Annotated in this window: 13 protein-coding genes and 2 pseudogenes; 5 read left to right on the forward strand and 10 right to left on the reverse strand. The window is 56.2% G+C overall.

Going from position 1 to position 14,563, the window contains the following annotated elements; genetic code table 11:
* Window positions 1-56: 56 nt before the first annotated feature.
* Genes AKU94_RS08350 through AKU94_RS08375 form a run of 6 tightly spaced genes read right to left on the reverse strand, consistent with a single transcriptional unit; the run spans window position 57 to window position 7,753 of the window.
* Window positions 57-1,274: an NAD(P)/FAD-dependent oxidoreductase gene (locus tag AKU94_RS08350; RefSeq protein ID WP_050526837.1), complete on the reverse strand. Its 1,218-nt coding sequence runs from the start codon at window positions 1,272-1,274 to the stop codon at window positions 57-59.
* A gap of 3 nt (window positions 1,275-1,277) precedes the next feature.
* A complete protein-coding gene (locus AKU94_RS08355; RefSeq protein ID WP_050526838.1) occupies window positions 1,278-2,081 on the reverse strand; it encodes an NAD-dependent epimerase/dehydratase family protein in 804 nt (267 codons plus the stop codon).
* A gap of 12 nt (window positions 2,082-2,093) precedes the next feature.
* The gene (locus AKU94_RS08360) at window positions 2,094-3,296 is read right to left on the reverse strand and encodes a pyridoxal phosphate-dependent aminotransferase (RefSeq protein WP_050526839.1); all 1,203 of its coding nucleotides are present in this window, start codon (window positions 3,294-3,296) and stop codon (window positions 2,094-2,096) included.
* Window positions 3,293-4,954 (reverse strand): hydantoinase B/oxoprolinase family protein, encoded by a 1,662-nt coding sequence (locus AKU94_RS08365; protein WP_050526840.1) that lies wholly within the window; start codon window positions 4,952-4,954, stop codon window positions 3,293-3,295. Before AKU94_RS08365 ends, AKU94_RS08360 begins: the two co-directional genes overlap by 4 nt.
* Window positions 4,951-7,044, reverse strand: a complete 2,094-nt coding sequence (locus AKU94_RS08370; RefSeq protein ID WP_050526841.1) for a hydantoinase/oxoprolinase family protein — start codon at window positions 7,042-7,044, stop codon at window positions 4,951-4,953. The genes AKU94_RS08365 and AKU94_RS08370 overlap by 4 nt, the downstream gene beginning before the upstream one ends.
* Before the next feature lies 1 nt (window position 7,045).
* Window positions 7,046-7,753, reverse strand: a complete 708-nt coding sequence (locus AKU94_RS08375) for an HpcH/HpaI aldolase family protein (RefSeq protein WP_269744961.1) — start codon at window positions 7,751-7,753, stop codon at window positions 7,046-7,048.
* A 193-nt stretch (window positions 7,754-7,946) separates the two neighbouring features.
* Between AKU94_RS08375 and AKU94_RS08380 the strand changes: the two genes are divergently transcribed.
* From AKU94_RS08380 to AKU94_RS08395, 4 genes are read left to right on the forward strand one after another with little or no spacing between them, the layout of a single operon-like run.
* Window positions 7,947-8,822, forward strand: coding sequence for a 2-hydroxy-3-oxopropionate reductase (locus AKU94_RS08380; RefSeq protein WP_050526843.1), 876 nt, complete (start codon window positions 7,947-7,949; stop codon window positions 8,820-8,822).
* A 9-nt stretch (window positions 8,823-8,831) separates the two neighbouring features.
* The gene (locus AKU94_RS08385) at window positions 8,832-9,644 is read left to right on the forward strand and encodes a shikimate dehydrogenase family protein (protein ID WP_050526852.1); all 813 of its coding nucleotides are present in this window, start codon (window positions 8,832-8,834) and stop codon (window positions 9,642-9,644) included.
* On the forward strand, window positions 9,637-10,428 hold the full coding sequence (locus AKU94_RS08390) for an SDR family NAD(P)-dependent oxidoreductase (protein WP_050526844.1): 792 nt from the start codon (window positions 9,637-9,639) through the stop codon (window positions 10,426-10,428). The genes AKU94_RS08385 and AKU94_RS08390 overlap by 8 nt, the downstream gene beginning before the upstream one ends.
* Window positions 10,429-10,470: 42 nt before the next feature.
* Complete coding sequence (locus AKU94_RS08395; RefSeq protein ID WP_050526845.1) at window positions 10,471-10,818, forward strand: RidA family protein; 348 nt, start codon at window positions 10,471-10,473, stop codon at window positions 10,816-10,818.
* Between the two features lie 89 nt (window positions 10,819-10,907).
* Here the strand turns inward: AKU94_RS08395 and AKU94_RS08400 are convergent, their stop codons facing one another.
* Window positions 10,908-11,663 (reverse strand): SDR family NAD(P)-dependent oxidoreductase, encoded by a 756-nt coding sequence (locus tag AKU94_RS08400; RefSeq protein ID WP_198144874.1) that lies wholly within the window; start codon window positions 11,661-11,663, stop codon window positions 10,908-10,910.
* Between the two features lie 24 nt (window positions 11,664-11,687).
* Complete coding sequence (locus AKU94_RS08405; RefSeq protein ID WP_050526846.1) at window positions 11,688-12,419, reverse strand: SDR family oxidoreductase; 732 nt, start codon at window positions 12,417-12,419, stop codon at window positions 11,688-11,690.
* A gap of 153 nt (window positions 12,420-12,572) precedes the next feature.
* Here AKU94_RS08405 and AKU94_RS08410 point away from each other — a divergent pair, with 153 nt between their 5' ends.
* A complete protein-coding gene (locus AKU94_RS08410) occupies window positions 12,573-13,334 on the forward strand; it encodes a FadR/GntR family transcriptional regulator (protein ID WP_083445002.1) in 762 nt (253 codons plus the stop codon).
* Between the two features lie 357 nt (window positions 13,335-13,691).
* Here AKU94_RS08410 and AKU94_RS19155 read toward each other — a convergent pair.
* Together AKU94_RS19155 and AKU94_RS20370 are read right to left on the reverse strand one after the other, a co-directional pair.
* Window positions 13,692-13,844: pseudogene (locus tag AKU94_RS19155) on the reverse strand (integrase core domain-containing protein); the annotation flags it as partial.
* A 479-nt stretch (window positions 13,845-14,323) separates the two neighbouring features.
* Window positions 14,324-14,563: pseudogene (locus AKU94_RS20370) on the reverse strand (IS110 family transposase); the annotation flags it as partial.

The raw sequence follows: 14,563 nt of genomic DNA on the forward strand, positions 1-14,563 counted from the left end.
CAGGTTAAAGAATAAAGTTACGATGTATGATGTATGACAACTTTTCAACTAAAACTTTAGATCACGGCCTCTTCCATGAAGGGTTCGTTTCGCTCTACGCGCTCATAAGAAAGCTGCGACAGATCAAGCGTCCGGTATTCACCGTAAACGATCAGCTCGCTCACCCCCCGACCAACGGCTGGGGATTGCTGCAACCCATGCCCCGAGAACCCGTTGGCAAACATGAAGTTCGTTACCCGCGGGTGGAACCCGATTATCGCGTTATGATCCAAGGTGTTATATGCGTAATGCCCAGTCCAGAACTGCTGTACCTTCAGCGCGTCAAACTGGGGGATACGGTTATAGAGCGCGGGCCAGATGTAATCGTCAAACTCATCATGTTTGGTTTCAAAATCATCATAATCCACGGGCCCGTCAGGTGTCGGTGTGTTGCCTGTCAGAAAAAGCTGGTTCTCCGGGCGCACAAATGTTCCGTTCATGTCGATCACATTCGGCATACGTCCGGGAATGGGCGTCATGGATGAAAAGACAAAGCTGTGACGTTTGCGCGGCTCGACGGGTATATTCAGACCGGCCATATTGGCAACTTTGTTCGCCCTTGGCCCGGCCGCATTGACCAGCAGCCCACAGGCAATCTTGCCACCTGTGGCAAGGGTAATTCCTGAAACCTTGTCGCTCGCAACTGTCACGCCCTGCACCTCGTTGTCGATATATTCAACACCATTGGCGCGCGCACCACGTTTAAATCCTCCCATCATGCCCATGCTGTCAAACCAGCCTTCTTTTTGGGCACCCCAAGATCCACCGCCCAAATCATCAACGTTCAACCAAGGAAACTTTGCCTTCAGGGCGCCGGGATCAAGGAATTCGGTATGCGCGCCCAGACTGCGTTGAAGCTCGACCCGTTCCTTGGCTGCCTCAACCCCGTCGGGGGAATAGCAGTAAAGATAGCCATGCTCTTTGAAGCCGAGGTCGGGCGATTTCTCTCCCGGATAGAATTTCTGCATCCTGTCGCGGAAGTTTTCGATAAACTCGACGCCAAACTGGCTGATCTTGACGTTGATCGGGTTGGAATATTGTTGGCGGATCGCGCTTGTCGAAAGGGCGGTTGACGAAAACGCATAGGAACTGTCGCGTTCCACCACCAGAATGGAGCCGTCAAAGCCCGTATTCTCGGCCAGCCAATATGCAACGGATGACCCGATAACCGCACCACCCACGATGACGACATCATAAGATGTCTTGATCGGTGCACTGTAATTTTTCGCTTGCATTGCCTAGTCCTCAAAATGGCCAGCCGAAGCAAAGCCTCCCCCATGTGTAGAGATGAACTTGTCGTCAATGGACGGCTCTGGGGTTGATGCTTCCAGCTCCGCTCGGAATGGTTCCGAGCTGTCCTTGGGACGAAAACCGATATGTGCGGCTTTCCTGTTATCGACCAGCTTTACCGTATTATCCGATATGCCATAGATCACCGTGTGCCCGACAACTGGCGCCAACAACGACCGCCGGAAACATTCGGCGCAATCGTCAAAACTCAGATATGTGTTCAGGTGACGACGATCTGCGGGTTTTGGGAATGACGAGTAGATCCGCACCGAGACGCTTTCGAGCGCATATTTATCCCAGTAATACTGCGCCAATGCCTCACCAAAAGCTTTCGAGACGCCATAGTTGCTATCGGGACGCAACGGGACATCGGTATCCAGCACTTGCGTCGTCGGATAGAACCCGATGGCGTGGACCGAACTCGCCCATGTCACCCGTTTGACGCCATTCTTGCGGCAGCCTTCATAGAGGTTGTAAAAGCCAAGGATGTTCGACTGCATGATGCTTTCAAAGGTATTCACGGAGCTTACCCCCCCAAGATGAACGACCGCATCCACATCGCGCGTCAGCTCCATCACCGCATCCATATCGGAAAGGTCGCAGGTCATCTGCTCTTCATGTGCCTGAAGCGCGCCAACATCCCGCCGACCCGAAAGCCGCACAATATCCGCGACATCGGTCAGTCTTTTGCGCAACTCGCCACCCAGCATCCCTGACGCTCTGGTGATCAAAAATCTCTTGAACTTAGCCATGGTATTTGCTCCTTAATCAAGTGCCCCAAGCGCGTCAGATGTGCGCGAGATTGCCGTTTTCAGGTCATCCTGCCCAAGCGCGTAAGACATGCGGAAATAGGGGGACAAACCGAATGCAGCACCCTGCACACCGGCCACTTTCGCCGCGTCGAGCAGATAGCCCGTCAAATCGGTATCGGTCTCGATCCGCTTTCCGTCAGGGCCGCGTCGTCCGATAAAACTGGCCATATGCGGAAAGGCATAAAAGGCCCCATCAGGGCTTAGCACCTCAACGCCCTCAATCGCGCGCAAACCGGGAATGACCAAATCCCGCCGTGCCCGAAACTCTGTTCGTGCCATTTTTACATAGTCTTGCGGGCCGGTAAGCGCCTCAATCGCCGCCGCCTGACTGATTGAACATGGGTTTGATGTCGATTGTGACTGGATCTTGCTCATCACCTTGGCAAGCGCAGCGGGGGCCGCAGCATAGCCGATACGCCAACCCGTCATGGCATAGGCTTTTGCAACGCCGTTCACGATCACCGTGCGGTCTGCAAGCTCGGGGCAGGCCACGCCAAAAGAGGTGAACGGCGCATCCGCGTACCAGATCTGCTCATAGATTTCATCAGACAGGATCAGCACCCGAGGGTGGCGCGCCAGAACATCACCCAGCGCACGCAGCTCTGCTGCGGTATAGGCCGCGCCCGAGGGGTTGGACGGGGTGTTGATCAAAATCCAGCGCGTCTTGGGAGTGATCGCGGCCTCAAGCAACTCAGGCGTCAGTTTGAAACCGTTGCTGATATCGCATCCCACAACCGCGGGAACACCGCCCAACAGCAATGCCATATCGGTATAGCTCACCCAATAGGGTGCCGGACAAAGCACCTCGTCGCCCGGCTCTAGTGTCGCCATCAGCGCGTTAAAGATCACCTGTTTGGCCCCATTGCCACAAGTGATGTTTTCGCGCGCAAACGCCAGACCGTTCTCTCGGCGGAACTTTTCGATGACCGCATCTTTCAACGCGGGCGTCCCGTCAGGCGCGGTATAGCGTGTCTCGCCCCGCTTCATCGCGGCATAGGCCGCCTCGATGATATTTTCCGGCGTATCAAAATCCGGCTCACCAATCGACAGGTCGATCACCGGCTCACCCGCCGCCTTCATCGCCTTTGCCGCCGTCGAGATCGTAATTGCAGGGGAAGGTTTGATCAATTTGATCCGGCTTGCCTCAAAGCTCATGTTTCATAATCCTTTTTCGCTTGTTCTGGCGAAATATAGCCAAGCGTCACGTCACGCCGGATGTCCGCCTCCGGCCGTTCCGACGGGTTGCCGAAGCCGCCGCCGCCGGGCAATTCAAGAACAAGCGTGCGATCAGCCGGCACTTTCTGGCGGCCCTTGGGCCTCATCTTTGTGCCATCGTCCAGCCCGACCGTCCCGGCGGCACCACAAAGCCCCCCCTGCCGTCCACGGGCAGGATTTTCGACACGATCAAACATCGCCTTGATCCAGAACTCATGCCCCTCATTGGCTTTGATTTCCACAACCTGACCAAGCCCGCCACGCAGACGACCTGCCCCGCCGGACCCTTCGCGAAACTCTTTGCGCCAGACCGTAATCGGGCCGGTCTGCTCGGTTGCCTCAACCGACATGGCATGAACACCGGATGGAAATGCCGTGGCATTCAGCCCGTCCAATGTGGGCCGTGCGCCTGAGCCGCCAGAGTTGAACATCAAAATCTCTGACGATTGCAAACGCTCTCCGGGGGCTGCCTGCGCGCCCTCGATAGGCCGTGCCGATATCTGGATATTCCACAAGGCGCTTGCGCCCTCGGCCGGGGCAACATCAGGCAGGAATTGCGACACGGCCCCCAGCACTGTGTCGGGAATGAAATGGCCCAGCACATGGCGCACCGCCACCGGTGCCGGATGTAGCGCGTTCAAAATGCAGCCTTCGGGCGCGCTGACGGTGAAGGGCTCCAACGAGGCGTGGTTGTTGGGGATCTCGGGCGCCAAAGCGCATTTCAACCCGTATCCACAATAGGCCAGCGTATAGATCAGCGGGACGTTGATACCCAAAGCGCTTTGCCCCGAGGTGCCGTCAAAATCGGCATGTACCCCCTTGGCAGAGACATCCAGCCGCACCTTCATATGTACCGGCTTGTCATAGCCATCCACGGTCATATCATTGCTGTAAGACCCTGCAGGAAGGGCCGCGAGTTTTTCCAATGTGGCGGCGCGACTGTTTTCAAAGATGAAGTCACGCAACGCGTCCAGCGACTCCAGTTCAAACTCGGTCATCATTTCCATTAGGCGCAGATGGCCAATATGGTTACACGCGGCCAAGGAATGCAGATCGCCGATGACCTGATCCGCCTCCCGGACATTGTGACGCAGGATATTGATCAGATCCCGGTTCAGCTTGCCGCGCGCGGCGAACTTCATGATCGGAATAAAGATCCCTTCCTCATAGACCTCATTGGCATCTGGCCCAAAGCCGCGCCCGCCCACGTCAACCACATGCGCGGTACAGGCAAAATAGCCAACCAACCGCCCCTCCCGAAACGAGGGGGTGACAAATGTGAAGTCCAACAGATGGCCCGTCCCTTTCCACGGGTCATTGGTGATATAGACATCGCCCTCGTGGATGTTGCCCTCGCCCAGCACTTCGATGAAATTGCCAACGGCCGCGGCCATCGCGTTGACGTGGCCCGGTGTGCCCGTAACGGCCTGAGCCAGCATTTTGCCGCTACTGTCAAAGACGCCCGCCGACAGGTCGCCAGCCTCACGCACCGATGTCGAAAAGGCTGTGCGCACCAAGGTCAGCGCCTGTTCCTCAACCACCGAAATCAAGCGGTTCCACATGATCTGAAAGTGAACGTCGATGAAATCATTGCTCATGCCATGGCTCCTTTTTTCTGAATCAGAAGACAGCCATCCGATTGCAAGATCGCCTCATAGGCTGCGGTTACAATCGTCGTCGTTTCCCTTTCAACGATGGCCGCAGGACCGCTTACGGCGATACCGGGCGACATATCCGAACGGTTGATGACCGAGGCCGCGAGATACCCGACTTCCTTGGCGTCAAAAATCTGACGGGTCTGTTTCACTGGTGCGGTTCCTGCCTTGGCAACAGGATCCACCCGCGTGACTGCCGCCACGCGAGAGGCCGCCTTCACCGACCAGTTCATCACTTCGACATCAAGCCCCTCAAGCGGGTTGCCAAACAGTCGGATATACTCAGCCTCGAACAGGCCCCGCAGTTGGGATGCCCCGTCCACCCCAAGCCCGTCATTGGGCAGGACCACCGAAATTTCCCAGCCCTGTCCGACATAGCGCATATAGGCTTTGCGCTCGATCTCTAGGGGGACATCCCCCGCCCCGTCACGCGCAACCCGCACGGACTCCGCCTCCAGCCCGCCAAGGACCTCATCAACCCATTCGGCGTTATATTGGCTCAACTTCATATAAGCGCCGCGCACAGCCTCATATCCGAAGGGGGCGCGCAAAAAGCCGATGGCCGATCCGACACCTGCACCCGGCGGGATCAAAAGCGCGTTGATCCCCAGCTTTTCACACAAGCGGTTGGCGTGAAGCGGTGCTGCCCCCCCATAGGCGATCATGGTGAAATCACCCAACTCTTTACCGTTCTCGACCGCATGGACCCGCGCCGCGGCAGCCATGCTTTCATCGACCACCTCGACAACGCCCACTGCGGCCTTCTCGGCATTCATACCAAGCTTTTGACCGACCTGCGCAAGCAGCGCATCCACAGAGCTTTGCGTGGTGAGCTTGATATCACCACCTGCAAAATTATCGGGATCCAGCTTGCCCAACACAAGATCGGCATCCGTCACGGCGGGCTTGTCGCCACCGCGACCATAGCACGCGGGACCCGGCTCTGACCCGGCGCTTTCGGGGCCAACGCGGATCTGGCGCATCCCGTCCACATGCGCAAGCGAACCCCCACCCGCACCGATTTCCACCATCTCGATCACGGGGATCGAGATCGGCATGCCCGACCCTTTTTTGAAACGATAAGTGCGGGCAACCTCAAAGGTGCGGGCTGTTTTGGGTGTGAAATCCTCGACCAGACAAATCTTGGCTGTGGTGCCCCCCATGTCATAGGACAGGATCTGCCTCAGCCCATGCCGTGCTGCCACATCCGCCGCATAGATCGCGCCACCTGCGGGGCCGGATTCCAGCAAACGCACGGGGAAACTTGCCGCCGTATCCACCGAGATCAGTCCGCCACCAGAATGGATCATATACACCGGACAACCCGCGCCAATTTCAGCAAGACGCACCACAAGCCGGTTGAGATAGCTTGCGATCAGCGGCTTTACAAAAGCATTGGCACAAACAGTGTTGAACCGCTCGAACTCACGCATCTGCGGCGAAACTTCGGATGAGATTGAAACGCTAAGATCCGGTGCATGTTCTGCGATGATCTCCCGCGCGCGCTCCTCATGCGCGGGATTCACATAGGAATGCACAAAGCCGACGGCGATACTTTCATACCCTTTTGCCGCAACATCACAGGCAAAGCGCGCAACGGCCGCTTCATCCAGCGGTGCCAGTTCGCGGCCTGATGCGCCAATCCGCCCGGCGACGACATAGCGGCTGTCACGCGCAATCAAGGGCGCGGGCAGAACAATATTCAGATCGTATTGCTCGAACCTGTTTTCGGTGCGCATCTCAATGACGTCCCGAAAGCCTCTGGTTGTCAGAAACGCGGTTTTTGCCCCGCGCCGTTCAATCAGCACATTGGTGGCAAGCGTTGTGCCGTGGATAACAAGGTCGATATCGCCGGTCTCGATACCGGCCTGTTTCGCAACACGCTGGAGCCCGTCCAGAATGGCCTGCTCTGGCGCCGTATAATTGGTTAGAACCTTTGTCGAATGAAGCTCTGTTCCGATTTCCATCGCAACATCTGTAAACGTCCCGCCGATATCAACGCCGACGCGAACCTGTTTTCCCGCATATGACATATCAAGCCTTTCCGAAACTCGCCATCAAAGCATCTGATCCGCGCGCCAACAGGCCAAGGTCGGCGCCGACAGCAACAAGCTTGCACCCTGCCTCGATATAGCGGTCGGCATCCGCCTTTACCGGCGCGAGGATGCCGGTTGGCTTGCCCGACTTTGCCGCCGCCGCGATAACCTGACGAATGGCCTGCTGCACATGCTCTGCATTCGGGTTGCCCATGGCCCCCAGATTTGTAGAAAGATCACCCGGCCCGACGAACAACACATCCGCCCCATCCAAAGCCGCGATGTCAGCCGCATTTTTCAGCCCTTCAGCACATTCGATCTGCAAGAACAGCAGCTGGTTCTTATGCGCATTCGCATGATAATCCTTGATCCGGCCAAAGTTGTTTGCCCTGTGCCCGACCGAATATCCGCGCACGCCTTCGGGCGCATATCGGGTCGCGGCGATGATCCGCTTTGCCTGCGCCACATTGCTGACATTCGGGATCATCAGGTTACGCGCCCCCGCATCCATATGCTGCTTGATCAGATCGCTGTCATCCGAAGGCAGTCGCACCACCGGCTCAACCGGGTAGCCGCCAACCGCCTGCAATTGGGCGGTAATGGAAAGCAGATCATTCGGACTGTGCTCGCCATCGATTAGCAACCAGTCGCACCCTGACCCCGCGACAATCTCGGTCGTCATCGCCGAACCTAGCGAACACCACACCCCGATCTGGACCTGCCCGTCGATGGCGTTCTGTTTCAGACTGTTCAGTTTTTCTTACATGGTAACTCCAATTGGAAAGCGCAACGCGATTCATCTCTTTAATTTGTATGATGTATGATGTCATTCTGTCGAGAGCTATTATCCGGTTTCTGGAAATTCAGCGAACCGACTCATACAAAAAAGGGAAAAGCCAATGATAATCGGATTTATAGGGCTGGGCGTCATGGGCGCACCAATGGCCGCGAAACTCATCGAGGCCGGTCATCAGATCATCACCACCCTGAACCGATCACCGCTGCCCACGGGCTTGAACGCAAAGGTGCTCGACACAGCCAAGGCTGTCGCCGAGGCAAGTGAGGTCGTTATAACCATCCTGCCGGATACGCCCGATGTCGAGCAGGTCTTGATGGGCACAGATGGCGTTCTGGAGGGTATAAGCGCCGGAAAGCTGGTCATCGACATGTCATCGATCAGCCCCATCGAAACCAAGGAGATGGCCAAAGCATTCAAGGGAAAAGGCGTTGACTATGTGGATGCCCCCGTATCCGGCGGAGAGGTCGGGGCCAAAGCGGCAACCTTGACCATTATGGCAGGCGGCCCGCAGGCGGCATTTGACCGGGCCAAGGCGCTGTTTGACCTTATGGGCAAGAACATCACCCTTGTCGGCGAAGAAAACGGCGCGGGCCAGACCTGCAAGATTGCCAACCAGATCATCGTCGCACTGAACATCGAAGCGGTTGCCGAGGCGCTGGTATTTGCCTCAAAGGCGGGTTGTGACCCTGCCAAGGTGCGCGATGCATTGATGGGTGGCTTTGCCTCTTCCAAGATCCTCGAAGTGCATGGCGAGCGCATGATCAACCGCAAAATGGACCCGGGTTTCCGTATCAACCTGCATCAAAAAGACCTCAACCTTGCCCTGCAAAACGCAAGGACGCTTGGCGTAAGCCTGCCAAACACTGCAACCACACAAGAGCTAATGAACAACTGCGCCGCCAATGGCGAATCTGCCTCTGACCATTCCGGCATCGTCCGCGCGCTAGAGCGTCTCGCCAATCACAAGCTCGGATAGGTGGGGATCATGCGCGGAAGCGGAAAAGCCAAGATATATGCCATGCTGGCCCACCCGGTGGCTCATGCAAAGTCGCCCGGGATGTTCAATGATCTGTTCGAATCCAAAGGTCTGGACAGCCTGATGGTCCCCGTCACCTGCAAGCCAGATGACTTTGACACATTCTGGGCGGGTTTGACGGCCATGCAAAACCTTAAGGGCATGATAATTTCGGTGCCCTTTAAAATCCCTTCCTTGGCCAAATGCGCCTCGGCCCATCCCCGTGCTGAACGCGTGGGGGCGGCCAATTGCATCCTCCGGATGCCCGACGGGAGCTGGCACGCCGATAACTTCGACGGGGTTGGATTTATCGAAGGGTTGAAAAAAGCAAGCATCCCGATTGCGGGGGAGCGGGTGCTTTTGGTTGGTGCTGGCGGTGCGGGGGCCTCTCTCGCCTATTGTCTGGCAGAAGAAGGCGCCGCATCGGTCATGATCAATGACATCGATATATGTCGTGCCAAGCAGCTTGCCCAACTGGTCAAAACCGCCTTTCCCGCCTGTGACACCGCCCCGGGTGTGCCCGATCCGCGCGACAAAACACTTATCGTCAATGCAACCCCGATTGGATTGCAAACCACAGACCCCTACCCTTTGGACGTTGAAGGGCTGACCGCGGATATGACGGTTGTCGACATCATCATGGAACCAGCTGAGACCCGCCTTTTGCAATATGCCAAGACCCTCGGGTGCCGCGTGCAATACGGGCAGCCCATGATGGACTGTCAAATGCAAGCCATGGCAACATTTTTGAAAGTCGCTGACGCGGGGGAGAACAATGGCTGATCCTCGTATTTGTGTTGTCATCGGCGCCACCTCTGGCATCGGCCGCGCCATTGCCCTGAAGTTTGCGGCACAGGGTGATCTTGTCATCCTGTCAGGGCGCAATGCGGAACGTGGGGCCATGACGGCCGAGGCCTGCGCGCAACTTGGCGGGCAAGCGCATTTCATTCCCTGCGATCTTGCTGACGCCAAGACGATCCAAGATCTCGCAAGCACGGTATATGGGCGCTTTGGCCCTGCTGCAGTGCTGGTAAATTCCGGCGGCATTTTGCAAAGCGGCGGGCGTGTTCTGGATCAACCCCTTGACCAAGACGCTGACCTTTGGAACGTCAACTACCGCGGCACCTTCATCGCCTGTCAAGAGTTCGGCAGGCAGATGCGTGACGCGCGACGCGGGGCCATCCTCAACATCGGCTCACTGGCATCCTTTGCGCCTCTGTCACTCCCTTCTTACACACCCGGCAAGCAGGCGATTTTGGGGCTGACCCAGATTCTGGCCGCCGAGCTAGGTCCCTTTAGCGTACGCGTGAATGCGGTGGCACCAGGCTATACCCTGTCTGACGGGTTAAAGGCCAAGATCGCAGCAGGGGAACGAGATCCCGAGGCCATCAAAGCCACCACTGCCCTGCGCGCATTTGTGGAACCCGAACAGATCGCGGAGGCGGCAAGTTTTCTGTGTTCGGACAATGCCGCATCGATCACGGGAGTTACCTTGCCTGTCGATGCCGGTTGGCTCGTGCAGGCCCCCTATGCCGCCTATCTCCAAGGCAATCCTATTCGCCAATAACCCCAAGCGCCATCCGTACAACTCATTTTGAAAGGATCAAAAATGACGAATATCACCCGCTATGCTTTTGACACCCGCGTTCACCACGGCGTAACGCACAATGGCACCGTCTATCTAACAGGTCAGGTGGCAGAGCCAGGGCAATCCGCCGCGGACCAGACCCGTGAAGTGCTGGCCAAGATCGACGATCTTCTGGCGCAGGCAGGGACGGACAAGACCAAAATCCTGCACATTCAGATGTGGCTTGATGATGTCCGCGACTTTGATGAGGTCAATAAGGTTTATGATGCCTGGATGCCGATGGCACATGCCCCCGCGCGCTCTTCCGGTCAGGGCCGCATGGCAAAGGCCGGCATGTTGATTGAGTTGATCGTCACCGCTGCCGTCTAGGAACTCCCTTCCTGACAATACCCGCAAAAAGAACAGAACCGCGCCAACATAGCGCGGTTCTGCATGTACCAGATGCTCAGACCACAATCCTAGGCGTAAACATATCCGCCCGAAACGATAATCTGTTCACCCGTCATATAGGTGTTCCGGTTCGACGCGGCGATCAGTACCCATTCCGCAATTTCACGCGGCTTTGCACCACGACCCAACGGATTAGCCGCTGCCATTTCCGGCAATGTTCCGGCCTCAAGAACACGATCGGTCGCCATACCCGCCGGCGCAACCGAGTTCACCAATATCTGATCGGCCGCGACATAGCTTGCAAAGGATCGCGTCAAGCTGACAACAGCGGCCTTTGTCGCCGCATAATGGGCATTTTGCGGATGTGCCTTGAACGCATCGACAGAGGTGATGTTGACGATCCGTCCTGCGATATTTTCACCGTCTACCCGTGTCCTCATATGATTGATGGCCGCAACACACATGTGATAAGTGCCTTTGATATTGATTGCGTTCTCAATATCCCATTGGTCATACGTGATCTCCAACAACGGCACCCGTGGATAGATCGCCGCACAGTTGACCATGCTGTCAACCTGCCCCATCGCCTGTACCGCAGCATCAAAGGATGCATGGGCATTCTCTTTGGTTGCGATATCTGCCTTGATTGCAAAAGCCGTCCCGCCCGCCTTTTCAATCAGCGCAACAGTGGCCTGCGCCCCTTCCAGATTGGCATCAATTACGGCAACTGCCTTGGCGCCCTGCTCATTCATCATAACTGCGATTTCGCGGCCAAAGCCAGAAGCGCCACCGACGACAGCAACATTCAGGTTTTTCATTTCCATGGTCAGATCTTTCCCAGATTGGGATCACTTCATTTCTGTTTTCTTAACAGTTCTACCGCCGCCGACGGCTTGCCCGATCGGCATAATCTCGATGCGCGAAACGTCGACATGGCGAGGGGCCCGCAGCGCGTAGGCTATCGCCTCGGCAACGTCTTGTGGCTCAAGCGGCTCATATTCATCATAGAGTTCGCCCGAAGCATCATTTCCGATTGCTTCACGGTACAGGTTTGAACGGATCCGTCCGGGCACAACCTCGGTCACACGAATTCTGCGGTCGACCAGCTCGATCCGCAACGCATCCGCGAAAAGCGAGACCGCCGCCTTTGAGGCCCCATAAACGGTCGCGCCCGGATGCGGGAAACGGCCCGCGCTTGACCCGACGAATACAACATGCCCATGCCCCCGCTCCTGCATTCCACGCACAGCAGCTTGGGTCAGATGCACAACAGAGCGGAAATTAACGTCGACCATGGCGTTGATCGCATCTTCTGACAGATCCACAAACCCCGCTCTGGATGGTAAAACACCGGCATTATTCACCAGAACATCGACGTCACGGCCTGCCATCAATTCACGACAATCGCGCGGATCACCAAGATCACAGGCCACGGTTTCGATGACATTTTCCAGCGTCGCCAGCTCGTTCAACGCGGCCTGGTTCCGACCGACGCAAATAATGCGGTTTGTTTTGGAGAGAATTTCCACCAAGGCGCGCCCCAGGCCACTTGTGGCCCCTGTAACCATGATCGTTTGCATTTTTGTGCCCCTAGTCGTTGACTAATTTGTATGACATCATATGCATATAAATACCAACAACAAGGTTTCGTCTATGTCCTTAATGCAAGAATACAGCTTTTTTTATCGGTGCATTTGCCGTAAGCAATCCCGACAGCAAAGGCAGGCGCAAAATTGAAGAAACGAAAAACACTCTCCCTTCGCATGGCAGAAGCTCTTTCTGAACGCATTTCAAAGGGAACCTTGAAACCCGGCGAACGCCTGCCAACAGAAGCGGAGCTTTGTGAGGAGTTCGAGGTAAGCCGGACCGTGGTCCGTGAGGCGGTCGCGCGGCTTGGGTCCGAAGGGTTGCTGGTGTCACATCAGGGGCGCGGAATGTTCGTGTCCGAACGTCAACCCACAAGAAAGTTCGAGCTTGACGCAGACAACCTCAGCACCCTCCCCGAGACAATATCAGTGCTGGAATTACGGCTCGGTGTCGAAGTGGAGGCGGCTGCACTCTGCGCCACAAGACGCACCGCAGCGGACGCAAGCAAGATCCGTGACCTGATGGAAAAACTGGACTCTCTATCAGCGGATCCCAAGAATGTGGATGTCCATTACGACTTCAGCTTTCACCTAGAGATTGCCCGAGCCACCAACAACGAACATATCTTTCGTTTTCTGAGCTTTCTCAAACCCTTTATCGTTCCGCGCTTTCAACTCAGCCAGCTTGTTTCCTCGGAATATAAGGATAAATACTACCAACGCATACATTGTGAGCACGAAGAAATTGTCGTTGCCATTGAACAGCAAGACCCCGAAAGGGCACGGACCGCCATGAGATCACATCTTCTCAATGCGCTCGAAAGATTACGCGCGCTTTCCAACGCAGCCGGGCTAAGTGACACCACCAATATTGATGCCAGCATGCTTGAGTCTTTCTTCAAGCCATAAGTAAGTTTCCGCAGGGCGTTCATAGGGGCACAGGCAGCCTTGGCAATCGTTCATCAAGATCATCCCTGTGCTATTCGACAGCATGTACCTCATCCCATTCGTTCCGCGTCAAACTCTGCAGGGGTGCCGTCCACATCGCAAACCACAAAAGGCGCAGATGTGATCTGGGTCATATGTATCGCTCCGATATTTGACGGCCCACCCTTTGAAACAAAAGCGGCGTCGCGTTGGGGGGCCGCTGACCGGCGCCGCCCGCTGTCCAGAGCACCCGCGCGGCACAGATGACGCCCGAGTGACAGAGGGTTTCGGTTTGTTTGAACAGGTGCCTGGCGTTTTCCAAGTGGATTTCCGCCTTGGTTATGCGGCTAATGGTTTGACCATTGGCTGGTTGAAGTAGGCCTGATCGGGAGTTCTGCCGTCAAGCGATGAATGTGGGCGGCGTCGGTTGTAAAATGTTAGATACTGGCCAATCCCGGCGCGTGCCTCGGAGACGCTTGCATAGGGCCGCATCGGTCAGTCTCATAATTTCCGGTATGGGCAGCCTGCGGATTTCCAGCGGATAGGACTGAAAAACAAAGCCGATGTTGCGCGCCTCGGGGGGCAGGGTTGTGGCCTTGCCCCCCGAGAGTTCTGGTCTCTGAGGTCATGTTGGGCAGCCCGTCTCTCGAAAGCCAAAGGGGCTTTTGCCACTAAGGGATGAATGCCGCCTTTGTGGGTTATAGAACCCGTGTGTGGATGCCCCTTTCAATGCAAGAAGTTTTTCAGATTGCTCAGAACATGTGATCAGTGCAGTCGTGTGTCCGGCCTATATATGCAGCTTTCACACGCCGCTGGCCTGTATGGTGTCCGTGGATGGGTCCAAATCGTTGATGCGAGCACAAAGCTCCTGGCTTCTATCTGGTTTTCCCAACCCCGTCTTATGACCGTTGTTCCTTACTCTCCTTCGCCCTTCTCACATTGCCGGTTTACTCCAACGCATGGTGCAAAGCTTATGCAGCCAGCGGTGGAATTCGATCGTTCTCTTTTGTGGTTATTAACGCCCAAACAGTACGGGCAAGCTTGTTTGCAAATGCAGTCGCCACCAGCATACGAGGCTTGCGCGCCAGCATCTTGGCAAGCCATGATCCAGGTGGTGGGCCTTTCCGGATGGTCCAACGGATGACGGCCATCACGCCAGAGGCGTGCATTCGCACGACGCGCCTGTGATCAGCAACCGCCTTATATCGCGC

The organism is Pseudorhodobacter aquimaris (assembly GCF_001202025.1).
GTDB classification, from domain to species: domain Bacteria; phylum Pseudomonadota; class Alphaproteobacteria; order Rhodobacterales; family Rhodobacteraceae; genus Pseudorhodobacter; species Pseudorhodobacter aquimaris.